Annotated in this window: 16 protein-coding genes; 11 read left to right on the top strand and 5 right to left on the bottom strand. The window is 60.8% G+C overall.

Translation table 11 applies throughout. The features are described 5' to 3' along the window. Nucleotides 1–38 precede the first annotated feature (38 nt). Nucleotides 39–1,754 carry a PhoH family protein gene (locus AC4BBN_RS13610; RefSeq protein ID WP_490592503.1) on the top strand — a complete coding sequence of 572 codons (1,716 nt, stop codon included), beginning with the start codon at nt 39–41 and terminating at the stop codon, nt 1,752–1,754. Nucleotides 1,755–1,772: 18 nt separating this feature from the next. Next, nucleotides 1,773–2,075: an antibiotic biosynthesis monooxygenase family protein gene (locus tag AC4BBN_RS13605; protein WP_490592502.1), complete on the top strand. Its 303-nt coding sequence runs from the start codon at nt 1,773–1,775 to the stop codon at nt 2,073–2,075. 63 nt (nt 2,076–2,138) lie between these two features. Here the strand turns inward: AC4BBN_RS13605 and AC4BBN_RS13600 are convergent, their stop codons facing one another. From AC4BBN_RS13600 to AC4BBN_RS13580, 5 genes are all read right to left on the bottom strand, one after another. Beyond that, nucleotides 2,139–2,786: a YiaD family glycine zipper/OmpA-like lipoprotein gene (locus tag AC4BBN_RS13600; protein ID WP_490592501.1), complete on the bottom strand. Its 648-nt coding sequence runs from the start codon at nt 2,784–2,786 to the stop codon at nt 2,139–2,141. 297 nt (nt 2,787–3,083) lie between these two features. Continuing rightward, complete coding sequence (gene acnB, locus AC4BBN_RS13595) at nt 3,084–5,687, bottom strand: bifunctional aconitate hydratase 2/2-methylisocitrate dehydratase (RefSeq protein ID WP_490592500.1); 2,604 nt, start codon at nt 5,685–5,687, stop codon at nt 3,084–3,086. A gap of 48 nt (nt 5,688–5,735) precedes the next feature. After that, complete coding sequence (locus AC4BBN_RS13590) at nt 5,736–6,284, bottom strand: hypothetical protein (RefSeq protein ID WP_490592499.1); 549 nt, start codon at nt 6,282–6,284, stop codon at nt 5,736–5,738. Beyond that, complete coding sequence (locus AC4BBN_RS13585; protein ID WP_490592498.1) at nt 6,281–7,300, bottom strand: HpcH/HpaI aldolase/citrate lyase family protein; 1,020 nt, start codon at nt 7,298–7,300, stop codon at nt 6,281–6,283. The genes AC4BBN_RS13590 and AC4BBN_RS13585 overlap by 4 nt, the downstream gene beginning before the upstream one ends. 6 nt (nt 7,301–7,306) lie before the next feature. Then, on the bottom strand, nt 7,307–8,293 hold the full coding sequence (locus tag AC4BBN_RS13580) for a malate dehydrogenase (RefSeq protein WP_490592497.1): 987 nt from the start codon (nt 8,291–8,293) through the stop codon (nt 7,307–7,309). Nucleotides 8,294–8,484: 191 nt separating this feature from the next. Here AC4BBN_RS13580 and AC4BBN_RS13575 point away from each other — a divergent pair, with 191 nt between their 5' ends. From AC4BBN_RS13575 to leuC, 9 genes are all read left to right on the top strand, one after another. Further along, on the top strand, nt 8,485–9,300 hold the full coding sequence (locus AC4BBN_RS13575; RefSeq protein WP_490592496.1) for a GntR family transcriptional regulator: 816 nt from the start codon (nt 8,485–8,487) through the stop codon (nt 9,298–9,300). Nucleotides 9,301–9,414: 114 nt separating this feature from the next. Continuing rightward, entirely contained in the window at nt 9,415–9,861 is a 447-nt protein-coding gene (sdhC, locus tag AC4BBN_RS13570; protein ID WP_490592495.1) for a succinate dehydrogenase, cytochrome b556 subunit, read from the top strand. 21 nt (nt 9,862–9,882) lie between these two features. Beyond that, a complete protein-coding gene (gene sdhD / locus AC4BBN_RS13565) occupies nt 9,883–10,251 on the top strand; it encodes a succinate dehydrogenase, hydrophobic membrane anchor protein (RefSeq protein WP_490592494.1) in 369 nt (122 codons plus the stop codon). Nucleotides 10,252–10,278: 27 nt separating this feature from the next. After that, nucleotides 10,279–12,087 carry a succinate dehydrogenase flavoprotein subunit gene (gene sdhA / locus AC4BBN_RS13560; RefSeq protein ID WP_490592493.1) on the top strand — a complete coding sequence of 603 codons (1,809 nt, stop codon included), beginning with the start codon at nt 10,279–10,281 and terminating at the stop codon, nt 12,085–12,087. A gap of 10 nt (nt 12,088–12,097) precedes the next feature. Then, nucleotides 12,098–12,802 (top strand): succinate dehydrogenase iron-sulfur subunit, encoded by a 705-nt coding sequence (locus tag AC4BBN_RS13555; protein ID WP_490592492.1) that lies wholly within the window; start codon nt 12,098–12,100, stop codon nt 12,800–12,802. A 9-nt stretch (nt 12,803–12,811) separates the two neighbouring features. Continuing rightward, nucleotides 12,812–13,129 (top strand): FAD assembly factor SdhE, encoded by a 318-nt coding sequence (locus AC4BBN_RS13550; protein ID WP_490592491.1) that lies wholly within the window; start codon nt 12,812–12,814, stop codon nt 13,127–13,129. 10 nt (nt 13,130–13,139) lie between these two features. Next, nucleotides 13,140–14,450, top strand: coding sequence for a citrate synthase (locus AC4BBN_RS13545; protein WP_490592490.1), 1,311 nt, complete (start codon nt 13,140–13,142; stop codon nt 14,448–14,450). 236 nt (nt 14,451–14,686) lie between these two features. Beyond that, nucleotides 14,687–15,610: a LysR family transcriptional regulator gene (locus AC4BBN_RS13540; RefSeq protein WP_490592489.1), complete on the top strand. Its 924-nt coding sequence runs from the start codon at nt 14,687–14,689 to the stop codon at nt 15,608–15,610. A gap of 26 nt (nt 15,611–15,636) precedes the next feature. Next, nucleotides 15,637–17,058: a 3-isopropylmalate dehydratase large subunit gene (leuC, locus tag AC4BBN_RS13535; protein WP_490592488.1), complete on the top strand. Its 1,422-nt coding sequence runs from the start codon at nt 15,637–15,639 to the stop codon at nt 17,056–17,058. The last annotated feature ends 12 nt before the right edge of the window (nt 17,059–17,070 follow it).

Genomic DNA, 17,070 nt, shown 5'->3' with positions numbered 1-17,070 from the left:
CGCTTTTTGATCCTTCTTTTTAGCGAGCCCCACGCCCTATGCCATTGCCTCCCGCCCCCACCAAGCGCGCTGCCACCTTGGCCCGCGAAGCCTATGACGTGGTTGCAAAGCCCGTCAAAAAATCGGGGACCAGCCGGGCACCTAAAGCCAGCGCAAATGCCAGTCCCGTAGAAGAGAAGCCCCAGGCCCGCAACGTGGCGGCAGAACCGGTGGAACAACGCCTGCCAACCCAGCGCGACAAAACAAGTCCCGTGGCCGAACCCGGCAAACCCGCACCGGCGGCAGACCGCGCAGCGCCCGCACGCAACCGCGGCGTAGCCCTGTTGCAAGAACCAGCAGCCAAGCGCAAAGCCCCAAAGAACACCGGCCCGGCCAAACTGTTCGTGCTGGACACGAATGTGCTGATGCACGACCCCATGTGCCTGTTCCGCTTCGAAGAACACGACATCTTCCTTCCCATGATCGTGCTGGAAGAACTGGACAGCAACAAGAAAGGCATGACTGAAGTCGCCCGCAACGCACGCCAGACCAGCCGCTCGCTGGATGCCCTGGCCGGCAGCAATGGCGGCGACATCGGTATCGGGCTGAAGCTAGATGCCACCGGTCACCCAGAAGCCGGCGGCAAGCTGTTCTTCCAGACCCAGACGCTGGACTACACCCTGCCCTCCAGCCTACCCCAGGGCAAGGCTGACAACCAGATCCTGGGCGTCGTCGAAGCATTACGCCCACTACACCCAGGCCGCGAAGTCGTACTGGTGTCCAAGGACATCAACATGCGCGTCAAGGCCCGCGCCTTGGGCCTGGCCGCCGAGGACTACCAGAACGACAAGGCGCTGGAAGACGGCGAATTCCTCTACTCCGGCGCGCTGGCCCTGCCGGCGGACTTCTGGAGCAAGACGGGCAAAACCGTGGAAAGCTGGCAGCAAGGCTTGCACACTTTCTACCGTATTTCCGGCCCCATCGTGCCCGAGATGATGGTCAACCAGTTCGTCTACTTTGAAGCCCCCGGCGAACCCAGCCTGTATGCGCGCGTGACCGAAATCCGCGCCAAGACCGCCGTACTGAAAACACTCAAGGACTACAACCACCTGAAGCATGCGGTCTGGGGTGTGACCACGCGCAACCGCGAACAGAACTTCGCGATGAACCTGCTGCTCGACCCCGAGGTGGACTTCGTCACCCTGACCGGCAATGCCGGCACCGGCAAGACCTTGATGGCCTTGGCTGCCGGCCTGACCCAGGTGCTGGACGAGCGCCGCTACACAGAGATCATCATGACGCGGGCCACGGTCAGCGTCGGTGAAGACATTGGCTTCCTGCCCGGCACCGAAGAAGAAAAAATGGGCCCCTGGATGGGCGCGCTGGACGACAACCTGGAAGTGCTGGCCAAGACCGAAACCAGCGCTGGCGAGTGGGGCCGCTCGGCGACCAACGAGCTGATCCGTTCGCGCATCAAGATCAAGAGCATGAACTTCATGCGCGGCCGCACCTTCTTGAACAAGTACGTGATCATCGACGAGGCGCAGAACCTGACGCCTAAGCAAATGAAGACCCTGATCACCCGCGCAGGCCCCGGCACCAAGATCGTCTGCATGGGTAACCTGCAGCAGATCGACACGCCCTACCTGACCGAAGGCTCATCAGGCCTGACGTTTGCGGTAGACAAGTTCAAGGGCTGGCCGCACAGCGGCCACATCATGCTGGCGCGCGGCGAGCGTTCCCGCCTAGCCGACTTCGCAAGCGAAGTCTTGTAAATTTATAGAGTAACAAACATGATTTTAGAAATAGCCGACATCCGGATCCGCCCCGGCGAGCAAGCCGCTTTCGACGAAGCCATCACACGCGGCCTGCAGACCGTCATCAGTAAGAACCCAGGCTGCAAGGGCTACAAGGTCAACAAGGGCATTGAAAGCCCCGAGCGCTACGTGCTTCAAATCTTCTGGACATCGGTAGAAGCGCACAACGTAGGCTTCCGCGAAACCCCCGCATTCGCCGAGTGGCGCGCCATCGTCGGGCCATTTTTCGCCAGCCCCCCGGTTGTGGAACACTTCGACCTGGTCACCAAGTCGGACTGACACAGCAGACGTAAAAAGGCCCGTGGAACGGAAAGTTCCACGGGCCTTTTTTATGGGCAGAAATTACTGCGCGCGTTCAGCCAGGAAGATTTCGACACGGCGGTTGCGGGCGCGACCAGCATCGCTGGTGTTGTCGGCGACCGGCTCACGCTCACCACGGCCTTCCACCGTCACACGGCGGCTATCCACGCCGCGCTCGGCCAGATAGTTACGGGCGCTTTCAGCGCGGTGCAGGGACAAGGGGTTGTTGATCGCGTCCGAGCCGGTGCTGTCGGTGTGGCCGATTATGCGCACCTCGGTGTTAGGTTGGTTCTGCAAGCCACTAGCGAACTGGTCCAAGATAGGGCGCAGATTCGGCTTGATATCGGCACGGCCGGTGTCAAAGGAGATGTCGCTGGGGATGTTCAGCTTGAGCTGGTTGTCTGCGGTTTGCGTCACCGCCACGCCGGTACCGGCAGTGGCCTGCTCCATAGCGGCCTTTTTGTCCTGCATGTGCTTGGACCAGACATAGCCGCCCAAGGCGCCCACTGCGCCGCCCACTGCGGCACCAGTCTTGTTGCCGCCGATCAGCGCACCGGCGACGGCGCCAATGCCCGCGCCTATGCCTGTGCCTTTTTGGGTCTCGCTCATGTTCGCGCAGCCGCCCAAAGCCAGGGCGGCAACGGTGCAAGCGATCACAGATGCGCGCAGGGAAAAGAAGGTGTGTGCCATGGTGTCCATCCGTTTTTCAGTAGTGATTCAACAACGTAATAATTGACTGCCCGTTGACAGTGCGATTTGGTTATACGCCAGAAAAATGTCCACCAGACGAGGACGGGATATTGGCCTACACGGCACTGGGATGGAGGCTGACGCAGGTATCCAGCGCCGAAGACTAAAGCGGATGGATGGACGTTTTACTGCACTTTTAGCGCAGATAGAAAAAGGGCCCGAAGCTACATAAATAGTAGCTGCAGGCCCTGTCGATCTGTATCCGAGAGCCGTCACCAGCCCTCGCCTTCCAGGCGCTTACGCGGCGGCGGTGTCTTTCACGGTGTCTGCCAGATCGGTGTAGTCCTTCACTTGGTCGAAGTTCAGGTACTGGTAGATCTTGCTGCTGTCTTTGTTCAGCACGCCCATGTCTGCCATGTACTCGGCCTTGGTGGGAATGCGACCCAGCTTGGAGCAGATGGCTGCCAATTCGGCAGAACCCAGGTACACATTGCTGTTCTTGCCCAGGCGGTTCGGGAAGTTGCGGGTGGAGGTGGAGAACACGGTTGCGCCCTCTTTCACCTGCGCTTGGTTACCCATGCACAAGCTGCAACCCGGCATTTCCATACGCGCGCCAGCGGAACCGAGCACGCCGTAGTGGCCTTCTTCGGACAACTGCTTCGCATCCATCTTGGTGGGCGGTGCCATCCACAGCTTGACGGGAATATCGCGCTTGTTTTCCAGCAGCTTGGAGGCTGCGCGGAAGTGACCGATGTTGGTCATGCAGGAGCCGATGAACACTTCGTCAATCGGGTTGCCTTCGACTTCGGCCAGGGTCTTCACGTCGTCCGGGTCGTTCGGGCAGGCCACGATAGGTTCGTGGATGTCGGCCAGGTCGATCTCGATCACTGCAGCGTATTCGGCATCGGCGTCGCCGTGCATCAGCTCGGGGTTGGCCAGCCAGGCTTCCATCGCCTTGATGCGGCGGTTGATGGTGCGCACGTCGGAATAACCGGTGGCAATCATCCACTTCAGCATGGTGATGTTGCTGTTGATGTACTCGATGATCGGCTCTTTATTCAGGTGCACGGTGCAGCCGCCGGCGGAACGCTCGGCAGATGCATCGCTCAACTCAAACGCTTGCTCGACCTTCAGATTGGGCAGGCCTTCGATTTCCAGAATGCGACCGGAGAAGATGTTCTTCTTGCCTTGCTTGGCCACGGTCAGCAGACCGGCCTTGATGGCGTACAGAGGAATTGCATTCACCAGATCACGCAGGGTGATGCCAGGCTGCATTTCGCCTTTGAAACGCACCAGCACGCTCTCAGGCATGTCCAGAGGCATCACGCCCGTAGCGGCGCCAAACGCCACCAGACCGGAGCCAGCAGGGAAGCTGATGCCGATAGGGAAACGGGTGTGGCTGTCACCGCCGGTGCCGACGGTATCGGGCAGCAGCATGCGGTTCAACCAGCTGTGGATGATGCCGTCACCGGGACGCAGTGGCACGCCGCCACGGGTGCTCATGAAGTCAGGCAACTCGTGGTGCATCTTCACGTCAACCGGCTTGGGGTAAGCGGCGGTGTGGCAGAACGATTGCATCACCAGGTCAGCACTGAAGCCCAGGCAGGCCAGGTCTTTCAGCTCGTCGCGGGTCATGGGGCCGGTGGTGTCTTGCGAGCCGACCGAGGTCATCTTGGGTTCGCAGTAGGTGCCAGGACGCACGCCTTGGCCAGCCGGCAGACCGCAGGCGCGGCCCACCATCTTCTGGGCCAGGGTGAAACCCTTCTTGGTGTCGGCCGGGTTTTGCGGCAGACGGAACAGGGTGCTGACGGGCAGACCCAGGGCTTCACGCGCCTTGGCGGTCAGGCCGCGGCCGATGATCAGCGGAATACGGCCGCCGGCGCGCACTTCGTCAAACAGCACATCGCTCTTGAGCTTGAACTCGGCAATCACCTTGCCGTCTTTCAGCGCCTTGCCGTCGTAGGGCAGCAGTTCGACCACATCGCCCATGGCCATCTGGCTCACGTCGAGTTCGATCGGCAGCGCGCCCGAGTCTTCCATGGTGTTGTAGAAAATCGGAGCGATCTTGGCGCCCAGGCACACGCCACCGAAACGCTTGTTCGGCACGAAGGGAATGTCTTCGCCGGTGAACCACAGCACCGAGTTGGTCGCCGACTTGCGGCTGGAGCCGGTGCCGACCACGTCGCCCACATAGGCCACCAGGTTGCCCTTGGCGCGCAGGTCTTCCAGGAACTTCACGGGGCCGCGCTTGCCGTCTTCTTCCGGGGTGATGCCGGGGCGGGCATTCTTGTGCATCGCCAGGGCGTGCAGCGGAATGTCGGGGCGGCTCCAGGCGTCGGGTGCGGGCGACAGGTCGTCGGTGTTGATTTCGCCGGCCACCTTGAAGATGCTGACGGTGATGCTCTTGGGCACTTCGGGGCGACTGGTGAACCATTCGGCATCGGCCCAGCTTTGCAGCACGGCCTTGGCGTAGGTATTGCCCTTTTCGGCCTTTTCCTGCACGTCATGGAACTGGTCGAACATCAGCAGGGTTTTCTTCAAACCATCGGCAGCAGCAGAGGCCACGCTGGCAGCGGAGTCGTCCAGCAGGTCGATCATCGGGCTGATGTTGTAGCCGCCCAGCATGGTGCCCAGCAGTTCGGTGGCTTTTTCACGCGAGATCAGGGGGCATTTTTCGGTGCCGTGGGCCACAGCGGCCAGGTAGCTGGCCTTGACCTTGGCGGCATCGTCCACACCAGCCGGAATGCGGTGGGTGATCAGATTCAGCAGGTTGGCTTCTTCGCCTGCAGGCGGATTCTTCAGCAGCTCGATCAGCTCGCCGGTCTGCTTGGCAGACAGGGGGAGCGGGGGAATGCCGAGGGCGGCGCGCTCAGCGACATGGGCGGCATAGGCTTGCAACATGGTTTTCTCCTGGTTCAAAAATCGTGGGACGAAACTAAAAATATTGAATTATTTGGTGGCAGTCTCTACGGGTGCCACTGGTGCCACTGGCGTAAACATGCTTTGGGCAGGCAGCTTCTTCAAGGCTTCGGCCACAGCCACCTGCTCGGGGCTCATGCACTCATCGGCCAGGCGCTGGCCTAATTTCTGGTTCATCAGCATGGACTTATTGGCCAGCTGCAGCCACACGGCACCCGCTTTTTTATCTTCCAGGCGGATCGCACCGGTGCTGGTTTCCACCGGGAACATGCGGTACTTCAGCGACTTGACCTGTACGTTGAAATAGCCTGGGTATTTGGTATCGGCCACCAGATGCACCACCGTACCCAACTCGCAGGGCACAGACCCCACTTGCACACGCTCGGCGATTGCCATTTCCGCAGGGGTCAGGGCAGCTTCAGCAGCCTCAATACCGGCCGCAACGTTCTTGGCTGCGGACTTGAGTTGCTGGCGGCTGCTAGTGGGCTTGGGTACTGCCTTGGTGGATTTGGGTACATCCTGCGCCCAAGCCAGACTTACGGATAGCAGGCACGCGGCTGCAGACACAACTAATTTCATACATTTTCCAGTTGAACAGGATGGACAGGAGAGTGGAATGGCTGGAAATATCCGGCCATTTCAGAAGGCAGGTGACGACCGGTTTGATGGGCGCGTTCTAGCACCTGCCAAAAATATCGGTAGCTTGCTCGGTCATGCAGTTGCCCGGCAAATGAAATAGGTGCCCATTCGGCGCGCACGGCCGCATCGATGATGCGTGCGGCCTTGTCCACTTCAGACTCCAGTGGCGAAAACGCCTCCAGGATAGGGCGAATCTGGCCCGGATGGATGCTCCACATCCGGGCGAAACCCAGGGTCTGCGCCGCGCGCCGGGCTGCTGCCTGCAAAGCAAGGGTGTCATTGAATTCGGTCACCACGCAGTGGGACGGCACTTTGCCATACGCATGGCAGGCAGACGCAATTTCCAGCTTGGCCCGCACCACCAGTGGGTGGGTGAATTGCCCCTCTACGCCCATCGCGTCAGCAGGGATGGCACCACCATGGCTGGACACGAAATCCATCAGACCAAAGCTCAGGGACTGCACCCGCGGGTGCGCTGCAATCACGAAGGCACGCTGCACCGCCGCAGGAGATTCAATCAAAACTTGTAGCGGCACATGCACAGCGGATGTGCGCTGGAGTGCCTTTTCAACCGCATCGATATCGTGCACAGATTCGATCTTGGGCACCATCACATGGCACAAGCGGTGGCCGGCCTGGCCGGCAATCAGGGCTATGTCCTGGGCAAACGACGCATGGTCCACCGCATGCACCCGCACCGCCACACGGGCAGAGGCCGGTGCAGCCAAAGCAATCTCGGCCACCATGGCAGCATGATCGGCCTCGCCACCAGCGGGCGCACCATCTTCGCAGTCCAGCGTCACGTCGAAAACGCAGGCACCGAACTCCTCCGTCATTTCGGCCTGCAGTTGCAGGCTTTTGCGCATCCGCGCTTCAACGCCGCTGTAGTGATCACAGACCGGGAGGCAAGCCCCCGCAGCCTGGGCACCCAGCAGAACTTGACGCGGATGCAGCATGCTGGCTTAGAGCAGGTGGGCGACGCCGGCTTGCTCGTCTTGCAGCTCTTTCAGCGTGATGTTGATGCGCTCTTGCGAGAACGCGTCAACTTCCAGGCCTTCGACCAGCTTGTATTCACCGCCTTCGCAGGTCACGGCGAAGCCGAACATGGTGTCCTTGGGGATGCCGTACTGGCCGTCCGATGGGATGCCCATGGTGACCCACTTGCCGTTGGTGCCCAAAGCCCAGTCGCGCATGTGGTCGATAGCGGCGTTCGCTGCCGAAGCAGCGGAAGACACGCCACGGGCGGCGATGATGGCTGCACCACGCTTGCCCACGGTCGGCAAGAAGGCGTCCTTGTTCCAGACTTCGTCGTTGATCATGGTCTTGACGCTTTCGCCGTTGATGGTGGCGAAACGGTAGTCGGCGTACATCGTGGGCGAATGGTTGCCCCAAACGGTGAGCTTTTCAATGTCGGCCACGGCCTTGCCGGTCTTGGCGGCGATCTGGCTGAGTGCACGGTTGTGATCCAGGCGCAGCATGGCGGTGAAGTTCTTACGTGGCAGGTCTGGCGCGCTCTTCATGGCGATATAGGCATTGGTGTTGGCAGGGTTGCCGACCACCAGCACCTTCACATTACGGCTGGCCACTGCATTCAGGGCCTTGCCTTGAGCGGTAAAGATTTCGGCGTTCACGGCCAGCAACTCGGCACGTTCCATGCCTGGGCCACGGGGGCGCGAACCGATCAGCAATGCGTAGTCCACATCCTTGAACGCAGCCAGCGGGTCGCTATGCGCTTCGATACCCACGAGCAAGGGGAATGCGCAGTCCTGCAATTCCATGATCACGCCTTGCAGCGCTTGCTGGGCCTTCTCTACAGGCACTTCCAGCAGACTCAACACCACAGGCTGGTCTTTACCCAGCATTTCGCCGGAGGCGATGCGGAACAGAATGGCGTAACCGATTTGACCGGCGGCACCGGTGACGGCAACGCGAACAGGCTTTTTGCTCATGGGGAAGACTCCAGGAAGTGTTGAAAAACGAGGTTGGACCGCACACCCATGCCAGTCGCCGGGTGCGACACAAACAGCCACGGAGTTTACTCTCGAAAACCCGCAAACGTCAATTTGTCTTATGTCTTATATAAGATATGATTCGGATTGTTTCATCCCCACGCATTTGCTCACACGACCCCAGTTTGCCAATGACCCACACACCCGCCACCGCCGTCGATCAAGCTCCGGCGGTCAGTGACGCCAACGCCAGCATTGCGCCCACGCTGACACCGGCATTCAGCCCGCTCTACCAGCAGATCAAAGGGCTCATTCTGCAAAGTCTGCAGGCCGGCGAGTGGAAACCGGGTGAAGCCATTCCCAGCGAAATGGAATTGGCGGCACGCTATCGGGTCAGCCAAGGCACGGTGCGCAAGGCCATCGACGAACTGGCTGCCGACAACCTGCTGGTGCGCCGCCAGGGCAAGGGCACTTTTGTCGCCACCCATGCCGAGCAGCACGTTCAGTACCGCTTCTTGAAGCTAATGCCCGACCAGGGCGACATCCAGAGCGAAGGCCCGGCACAGCGCGACATCATCGACTGCAAACGCCAGCGCGCCTCCGCCGACGTGGCCAAAGCACTGGGCCTGCGCAGCGGCGACGCGGTACTGCACGTGCGTCGCATGTTGTCCTTCAAGCGCAATGGGGAATTTATACCGACTATCCTGGACGACTTGTGGTTGCCGGGTGTACCGTTCAAAGGCTTGACCATGGAGCGCCTGGCCGGCTACCGTGGCCCGATGTACGCATTGTTTGAAACCGAATTCGGCGTGCGCATGGTGCGGGCCGAGGAAAAGATACGCGCAGTCAACCCGGAGGTCGACCAGGCGCGCCTGCTCAAAGTGGGACCAACCGCCCCCTTGCTTTGCGTGGAGCGGGTTGCTTACACCTATAACGATGTTCCCATGGAGTTACGGCGCGGCCTCTACAACACGGAATCACACCACTACCGCAATGAATTAAGTTGAAGCAAGTTGAAGCCTATTCCGATGCAGCACAGGTTCTTATGCTGCATTGCAATAGAATTTTAGGTTGCACTTGTTCGAATAATTACAGCCTGTTACACCCACGAAAGCGCATTTATGTCCGAGCTTGCCTCCCCCCTGAAAACCAAACGACCTGAATTTCGCAACATCAATGCCCTCACGGACCTGCCGACCTATCGCATGGCGCCGGCAGCCTGGGTATCCATATTGCACCGCGTGAGCGGCGTCATCATGTTCCTGTTGATGCCATTCATCATCTGGATGTTTGACACCTCGGTTTCCAGCGAAATCTCGTTTGCCAAATTCAAAGCCGTGTTCAACATCGGAGCAGGATTCGTGCCGGGTTTCATCTTCAAACTGGTGGCACTGGCGCTGATCTGGGCCTACCTGCACCATTTCACGGCAGGTCTGCGCCACCTCTGGATGGATACCCACCATGACGCCGTAACCAAGGAGTTCGGCGCCAAGTCCGCGAAGTTCACCCTCGCCATCAGCCTGGGCCTGACCGTCGTGCTGGCAGCCAAGCTGTTCGGCCTGTATTAATTCACCCCGGAGCACTCCACCATGTCGGTTAAATACGGATCAAAACGCGTTGTCAGTGGCGCCCACTACGGCTTGCGCGATTGGCTGGCGCAACGCGTCACCGCAGGCATCATGGCCCTCTTCACAGTCGCTGTGCTGGCCCAATTACTGATCGCCAAAGGCCCCATCGGCTACGACCTGTGGGCGGGCATCTTCGCTGCGCAATGGATGAAATTTGTCACCTTTTCGGTCATCATCGCCCTGCTCTACCACGTGTGGGTCGGCATGCGTGACGTCTGGATGGACTATGTGACATCCCAGGTCTGGCTGCGACTGCTACTGCAAGTATTCACGATCGTTTGGCTGGTCGGCTGCGCTGGCTGGGCCATCCAAATCCTATGGCGTCTTTGATACCCGTTTGCCCCACGCAGAAATAAAATGACCTACACCAAAGCCCACATTTCCAAGCGCAAATTTGATGTCGTGATCGTCGGTGCCGGCGGTTCCGGTATGCGCGCAGCCCTTGAATTGTCCAAGGCCGGCCTGAACGTGGCCTCGCTGTCCAAAGTCTTCCCGACCCGCAGCCACACTGTGGCAGCCCAAGGCGGCGTCAGCGCCTCGCTGGGCAATATGTCGGAAGACAACTGGCACTACCACTTCTACGACACCATCAAGGGTTCCGACTGGCTCGGCGACCAAGATGCGATCGAGTTCATGTGCCGCGAAGCACCCAAGGTGGTGTATGAGCTGGAACACTTCGGCATGCCGTTTGACCGCAACCCAGACGGCACCATCTACCAACGCCCGTTCGGCGGCCATACCGCCAACTACGGTGAAAAGCCGGTGCAACGCGCCTGCGCGGCAGCCGACCGTACCGGCCACGCCATGCTGCACACGCTGTACCAGCAAAACGTCAAGGCCAAGACCAACTTCTTCGTCGAATGGATGGCCCTGGACATCATCCGCGATGCCGCTGGCGACGTGGTCGGCGTGACCGCCCTGGAAATGGAAACCGGCGACCTGCACATCCTGCAAGCCAAGACCGTGCTGCTGGCCACCGGCGGTGCAGGCCGCATCTTCGGCGCCTCTACCAACGCCTTCATCAACACCGGTGACGGCCTGGGCATGGCGGCACGTGCCGGCATCGCCCTGCAAGACATGGAGTTCTGGCAGTTTCACCCCACCGGCGTGGCCGGTGCAGGCGTGCTGCTGACCGAAGGCTGCCGTGGCGAAGGCGCGATTCTGCTCAACAGCAACGGCGAGCGTTTCATGGAGCGCTACGCGCCCACACTGAAGGACTTGGCTCCACGCGACTTCGTGTCGCGCTGCATGGACCAGGAAATCAAGGAAGGCCGTGGCTGTGGTCCGAACAAGGACTACATCCTGCTCAAGCTGGACCACCTGGGTGCAGACACCATCCACAAGCGCCTGCCTTCGGTGTACGAAATCGGCGTCAACTTCGCCAACGTGGACATCACCAAGGAGCCAATCCCCGTGGTGCCCACCATCCACTACCAAATGGGTGGCGTCCCAACCAACATCCACGGCCAGGTCGTGGAACAAAAAGACGGCATCAACAACTCGGTGGTCAATGGCCTATACGCCGTGGGTGAATGCGCCTGCGTCAGCGTGCACGGCGCTAACCGCCTGGGCACTAACTCGCTGCTGGATCTGCTGGTCTTCGGCAAGGCCGCCGGCCGCCACATTGTGGAATTCGCCAAGAACAGCAAGGAGCACAAGCCCCTGCCAGAAAACGCGGCCGACCGCACCCTGGAACGCCTGAACCAGCTGGAAGCCTCGACCGACGGCACCTACTCGCAAGACGTGGCGGGCAATATCCGCGCCGCCATGCAGCTGCACGCCGGTGTATTCCGCACCCAGGCCAGCATGGACGAAGGTGTGGCCAAGATTGCCGAAATCCGCAAGCAAGTCGCCAGCATCACACTGAAAGACAAGTCCAAAATCTTCAACACGGCACGTATCGAAGCACTGGAAGTGGACAACCTGATCGAAGTCGCGCAAGCGACCATCGTGTCCGCTGCGGCCCGCCGCGAGTGCCGTGGCGCCCATACGGTGTACGACTACGAGCACCCGGCCGACCACGCCGAATTCCCACTCGGACGCAACGACAAGGAATGGATGAAGCACACCCTGTGGTACAGCGAAGGCAGCCGCCTGGACTACAAGCCGGTGAACCTCAAGCCTCTGACCGTGGACAGCGTGCCACCCAAGGTCCGTACCTTCTAAGGATAGAAAAATGACAAAACGTACATTCCAAATCTACCGCTACGACCCGGACACCGATGCCAAGCCCTACATGCAGACCATCGAGATCGAACTCGACGGCCACGAGCGCATGCTGCTGGATGCACTGATCAAGCTGAAGCAACAAGACCCCACGCTGTCGTTCCGCCGCTCCTGCCGTGAAGGCGTGTGTGGCTCCGACGCGATGAACATCAACGGCAAGAACGGTCTGGCATGCCTGACCAATATGCTGACGCTGCCGGGCACCATCGTGCTGAAGCCGCTGCCTGGCCTGCCCGTCATCCGCGACCTGATCGTGGACATGACCGACTTCTTCAAGCAGTACAACTCGATCAAGCCCTACCTGGTGAATGAAAGCCTGGCGCCCGAACGCGAGCGCCTGCAAAGCCCAGAAGAACGCGAAGAGCTGAACGGCCTGTACGAGTGCATCTTGTGCGCCAGCTGCTCGACCAGCTGCCCCAGCTTCTGGTGGAACCCGGACAAGTTCGTCGGCCCCGCCGGCCTGCTGCAGGCCTACCGCTTCATCGCCGATAGCCGCGATGACAGCACCGCCGCCCGCCTGGACAACCTGGAAGACCCGTACCGCCTGTTCCGCTGCCACACCATCATGAACTGCGTGGACGTATGCCCCAAGGGCTTGAACCCTACCAAGGCGATTGGCAAGATCAAGGAACTGATGGTCCGCCGCGCCGTCTAAGGCTTATCGGTGCAACCACTTTCCTACTCGACCCCGCCTGCGGCTCCGGCCGCTGGCGCGGAGTTGCTCGACGAGCGCGCCTTGAGCAAACTGCGCTGGCGCTGCCGCCGTGGTCTGCTGGAGAACGATCTCTATATCGACCAGTTTTTCCAGAAATACGCCAGCAGCCTGACCGTCAGCCAAGGGAAAGCCTTGAGCGATCTAATGGAGCTGAGTGACAACGATTTGCTGGACCTGCATTTGGCGCGCAGGCCACTTGACCAGGTAGAGCCCGCGCTGGACCGCAGCGACGTGCACGAAGTTTTGAGTATGTTGAGAAACCGCTGAAAGGGCAAAAATGAAACTAGCTGACAATAAAGCCACCCTGTCGTTCAGTAACGGCAGCCCGAGTGTGGATCTACCGGTGTACCAGGGCAACGTGGGGCCGGATGTCGTGGATATCCGCAAGCTGTATGCCCAAACCGGCATGTTCACTTACGACCCAGGCTTCCTGTCCACCGCCTCCTGTCAATCCGCCATCACCTACATTGACGGCGACAAGGGCGAGCTGCTGTACCGTGGCTACCCCATCGAGCAGTTGGCCACCAACTGCGACTTCCTGGAAACTTGCCACCTGTTACTGTACGGTGAGCTGCCCAACCCCACCCAAAAAGCCGACTTCACCAAACTCGTGACCAACCACACCATGGTCAACGAGCAGATGCAGTTCTTCCTGCGCGGCTTCCGCCGTGATGCCCACCCCATGGCCATCATGACCGGCCTGGTCGGTGCGCTGTCGGCCTTCTACCACGACAGCACCGACATCACCAACCCGCAGCACCGCGAAATCGCCGCAATCCGCCTGATTGCCAAGATGCCAACGCTGGTGGCCATGGCCTACAAGTACACCATTGGCCAGCCCTACATGTACCCCAAGAACGAGCTGAGCTACGCCGGCAACTTCCTGCACATGATGTTCGCCACGCCCTGTGAAGAGTACAAGGTCAGCCCGGTGCTGGAACGCGCCCTGGACCGCATCTTCACGCTGCACGCCGACCACGAGCAAAACGCCTCCACCTCCACCGTGCGCCTGTGTGGCTCGTCCGGCACCAACCCGTTCGCGGCGATTGCTGCGGGCGTGGCCTGCCTCTGGGGCCCTGCCCACGGCGGCGCCAACGAAGCCTGCTTGAACATGCTGGAAGACATCCAGCGCATGGGCGGTGTGGCCAAAGTCGGCGAGTTCATGGAAAAGGTCAAGGACAAGAACTCCGGCGTCAAGCTGATGGGCTTTGGCCACCGCGTGTACAAGAACTACGACCCGCGCGCTAAGCTGATGCAAGAGACCTGCAAGGAAGTGCTTGCCGAGCTGGGCCTGGAAAACGACCCGCTGTTCAAGCTGGCCATGGCCTTGGAAAAGATCGCCCTGGAAGACGACTACTTCGTATCGCGCAAGCTGTACCCGAACGTGGACTTCTACTCCGGCATCGTGCAACGCGCCATCGGCATCCCCACGCCGCTGTTCACCGCCGTGTTCGCCCTGGCCCGCACCTCGGGCTGGATCGCCCAGCTGAATGAAATGATCGGCGACCCCGAGTACAAGATCGGCCGCCCACGCCAGCTGTTCACCGGCTCGGTGGCACGCGACGTCAAGCCCATCGCTTCGCGTTAATCCACGCAGCCCCTCAAAAACCCGCCTCGCAGCAATGCAGGCGGGTTTTTTCATGCCTGCCCAGGTTGCTACACTTTAAATAGCTGTCAGCGCAAGTAACACCTGCGCTAGAGCCATAAAACATATAAATTCCTCGCCACAAACGCGCGATGGCAGCCATCGCCAATACAGAAGGCAAAGCCCATTCAAAAGCAGGAAAATAGCCAGCCATCGCCCACAGCGATGCCCCAACCCCGATGCAACCCACCGAACGCAACTTTGCCCGCCGCATGGACCTCACCTCGCTACAGCTGTTTGTAGCGGTGTGCGAGCTCGGCAGCATAGGCCGCGCGGCGGAACGCGAATTCATCGCCGCCTCCGCCGTCAGCAAGCGGCTGAGCGACCTGGAGGCCACGCTGGACACCCCCCTGCTGGTGCGCCACGCGCGCGGCGTGGACCTCACGCCCGCCGGTGAAAGCCTGCTGCACCACGCACGCTCCATGCTCTATAGCCTGGAGAAGATGCAGGGCGAGCTCAGCGAATACGCTTACGGCGTGCGCGGCCATGTACGCATCCACGCCAGCATCTCGGCCGTGGTGCAGTTCTTGCCCGAAGACCTGGGCGCTTTTGTACGCGAGCATGCCCAGGTCAAGATCGACCTGGAGGAGCACCTCAGCTCCGAAGTCATCCGCGCAGTGCAGGAAGGCGCGGCCGACCTGGGCATCTGCAACACCGCCGACGGCGTGGGCACACTGCAAACCCGTGCCTACCGGCAAGACAATTTGGCATTGATAGTGCCTGCAGCGCACGCTCTATCTGCGCAGGCAGCTATCCATTTTGAAGATACCCTGGATTTCGACCATGTCGGCCTGCAGGCCACCAGCTCGATCTACCTGGCCATGCACCGCGCTGCCGCCACCCAGGGCCGCAGCATCAAGCTGCGCATCCACGTGGCCGGGCTGGACGCCATGTGCCGCATGATCGCCAATGGCCTGGGTATCGGCGTGATGCCGCAGCGCGCATTTGAGCTAATGCACGGCACAGGCCAACTGGTTGCCGTGCCCTTGAGCGACAGCTGGGCGACGCGCCAGATCGAGCTGGTGGCGCGCGACTTCTCCACCCTACCCGTCACCGCCCGCCTGCTGCTGGACCACCTCACGGCCCAGGCACCAGACGCATAATATTGATCCCCACGAAAGAAGCACCCATGGCACGCACTCTGTACGACAAGATCTGGGACGAACACGTCGTCCACACCGAGGAAGATGGCACGACCATCCTCTACATCGACCGCCACCTGGTCCATGAAGTCACCAGCCCACAGGCCTTCGAAGGCCTGCGCCAGGCCGGCCGCAAGGTGTGGCGCATCAGCTCCATCGTCGCCACCGCCGACCACAACACGCCCACCACCGGCTGGGAGCTGGGCTACGACGGCATCACCGACCCGATCAGCAAAGAGCAGATCACCACGCTGGACGCCAACATCGCCGAATCCGGCGCGGCGGCCTTCTTCCCGTTCATGTCCAAGCGCCAGGGCATCGTGCACGTCATCGGCCCTGAAAACGGCGCCACCCTGCCCGGCATGACGGTCGTTTGCGGCGACTCGCACACCTCGACCCACGGCGCATTCGGCGCGCTGGCGCACGGCATCGGCACCAGCGAGGTCGAGCACGTCATGGCCACGCAAACCCTGCTGGCCAAGAAGGCCAAGAACATGCTGGTGAAGGTGGAAGGCACGCTGCCCAAGGGCTGCGGCGGCAAAGACATCGTGCTGGCCATCATCGGCAAGATCGGCACGGCAGGCGGCACCGGCTACACCATCGAATTCGCCGGCTCGGCCATCCGCGCACTCAGCATGGAAGGCCGCATGACGGTCTGCAACATGGCCATCGAAGCCGGTGCCCGCGCCGGCCTGGTGGCGGTGGACGAGAAGACCGTCAACTATGTGAAGGGCCGTTTGCTCGCCCCCACCGGCGTCGAATTCGATGCCGCCGCCGCCTACTGGCGCACCCTGCACAGCGACCCCGGCGCGCACTTTGACGCCGTGGTCGAGCTGGACGCCAGCCAGATCATTCCGCAAGTCACCTGGGGCACCTCGCCCGAGATGGTGCTGGGCATCGACGGCTTTGTTCCCGACCCCGATAAGGAAAAAGACAGCAACAAGCGCGGAGCCATCGAACGTGCTCTGACCTACATGAACCTGCAGCCCGGCAAGGCGCTGAACGACATCTTCGTTGACAAGGTGTTCATCGGCTCCTGCACCAACAGCCGCATCGAAGACATGCGCGAAGCCGCCGCCGTGGTGAAGAAGCTGGGCCAAAAGGTTGCCAAGAACATCAAGCTGGCCATGGTCGTGCCTGGCTCCGGCCTGGTGAAAGAGCAGGCCGAGCGCGAAGGCCTGGATGTGATCTTCAAGGCCGCCGGCTTTGAATGGCGCGAACCCGGCTGCTCCATGTGCCTGGCCATGAATGCCGACAAGCTGGAGCCCGGCGAACGTTGTGCCTCCACCAGCAACCGCAACTTCGAAGGCCGCCAGGGCGCCGGTGGCCGCACCCACCTGGTCAGCCCCGCCATGGCCGCTGCCGCTGCCGTGCACGGCCACTTTGTGGACGTACGCCAATTCGCCTAATTGTGTAGAAAG

The sequence above is a fragment of the Rhodoferax sp. SPJ21 genome (genome assembly GCF_058216335.1).
Note: the sequence above shows the minus strand (reverse complement) of the source record. Positions and strands in the feature narration are given on the sequence as shown.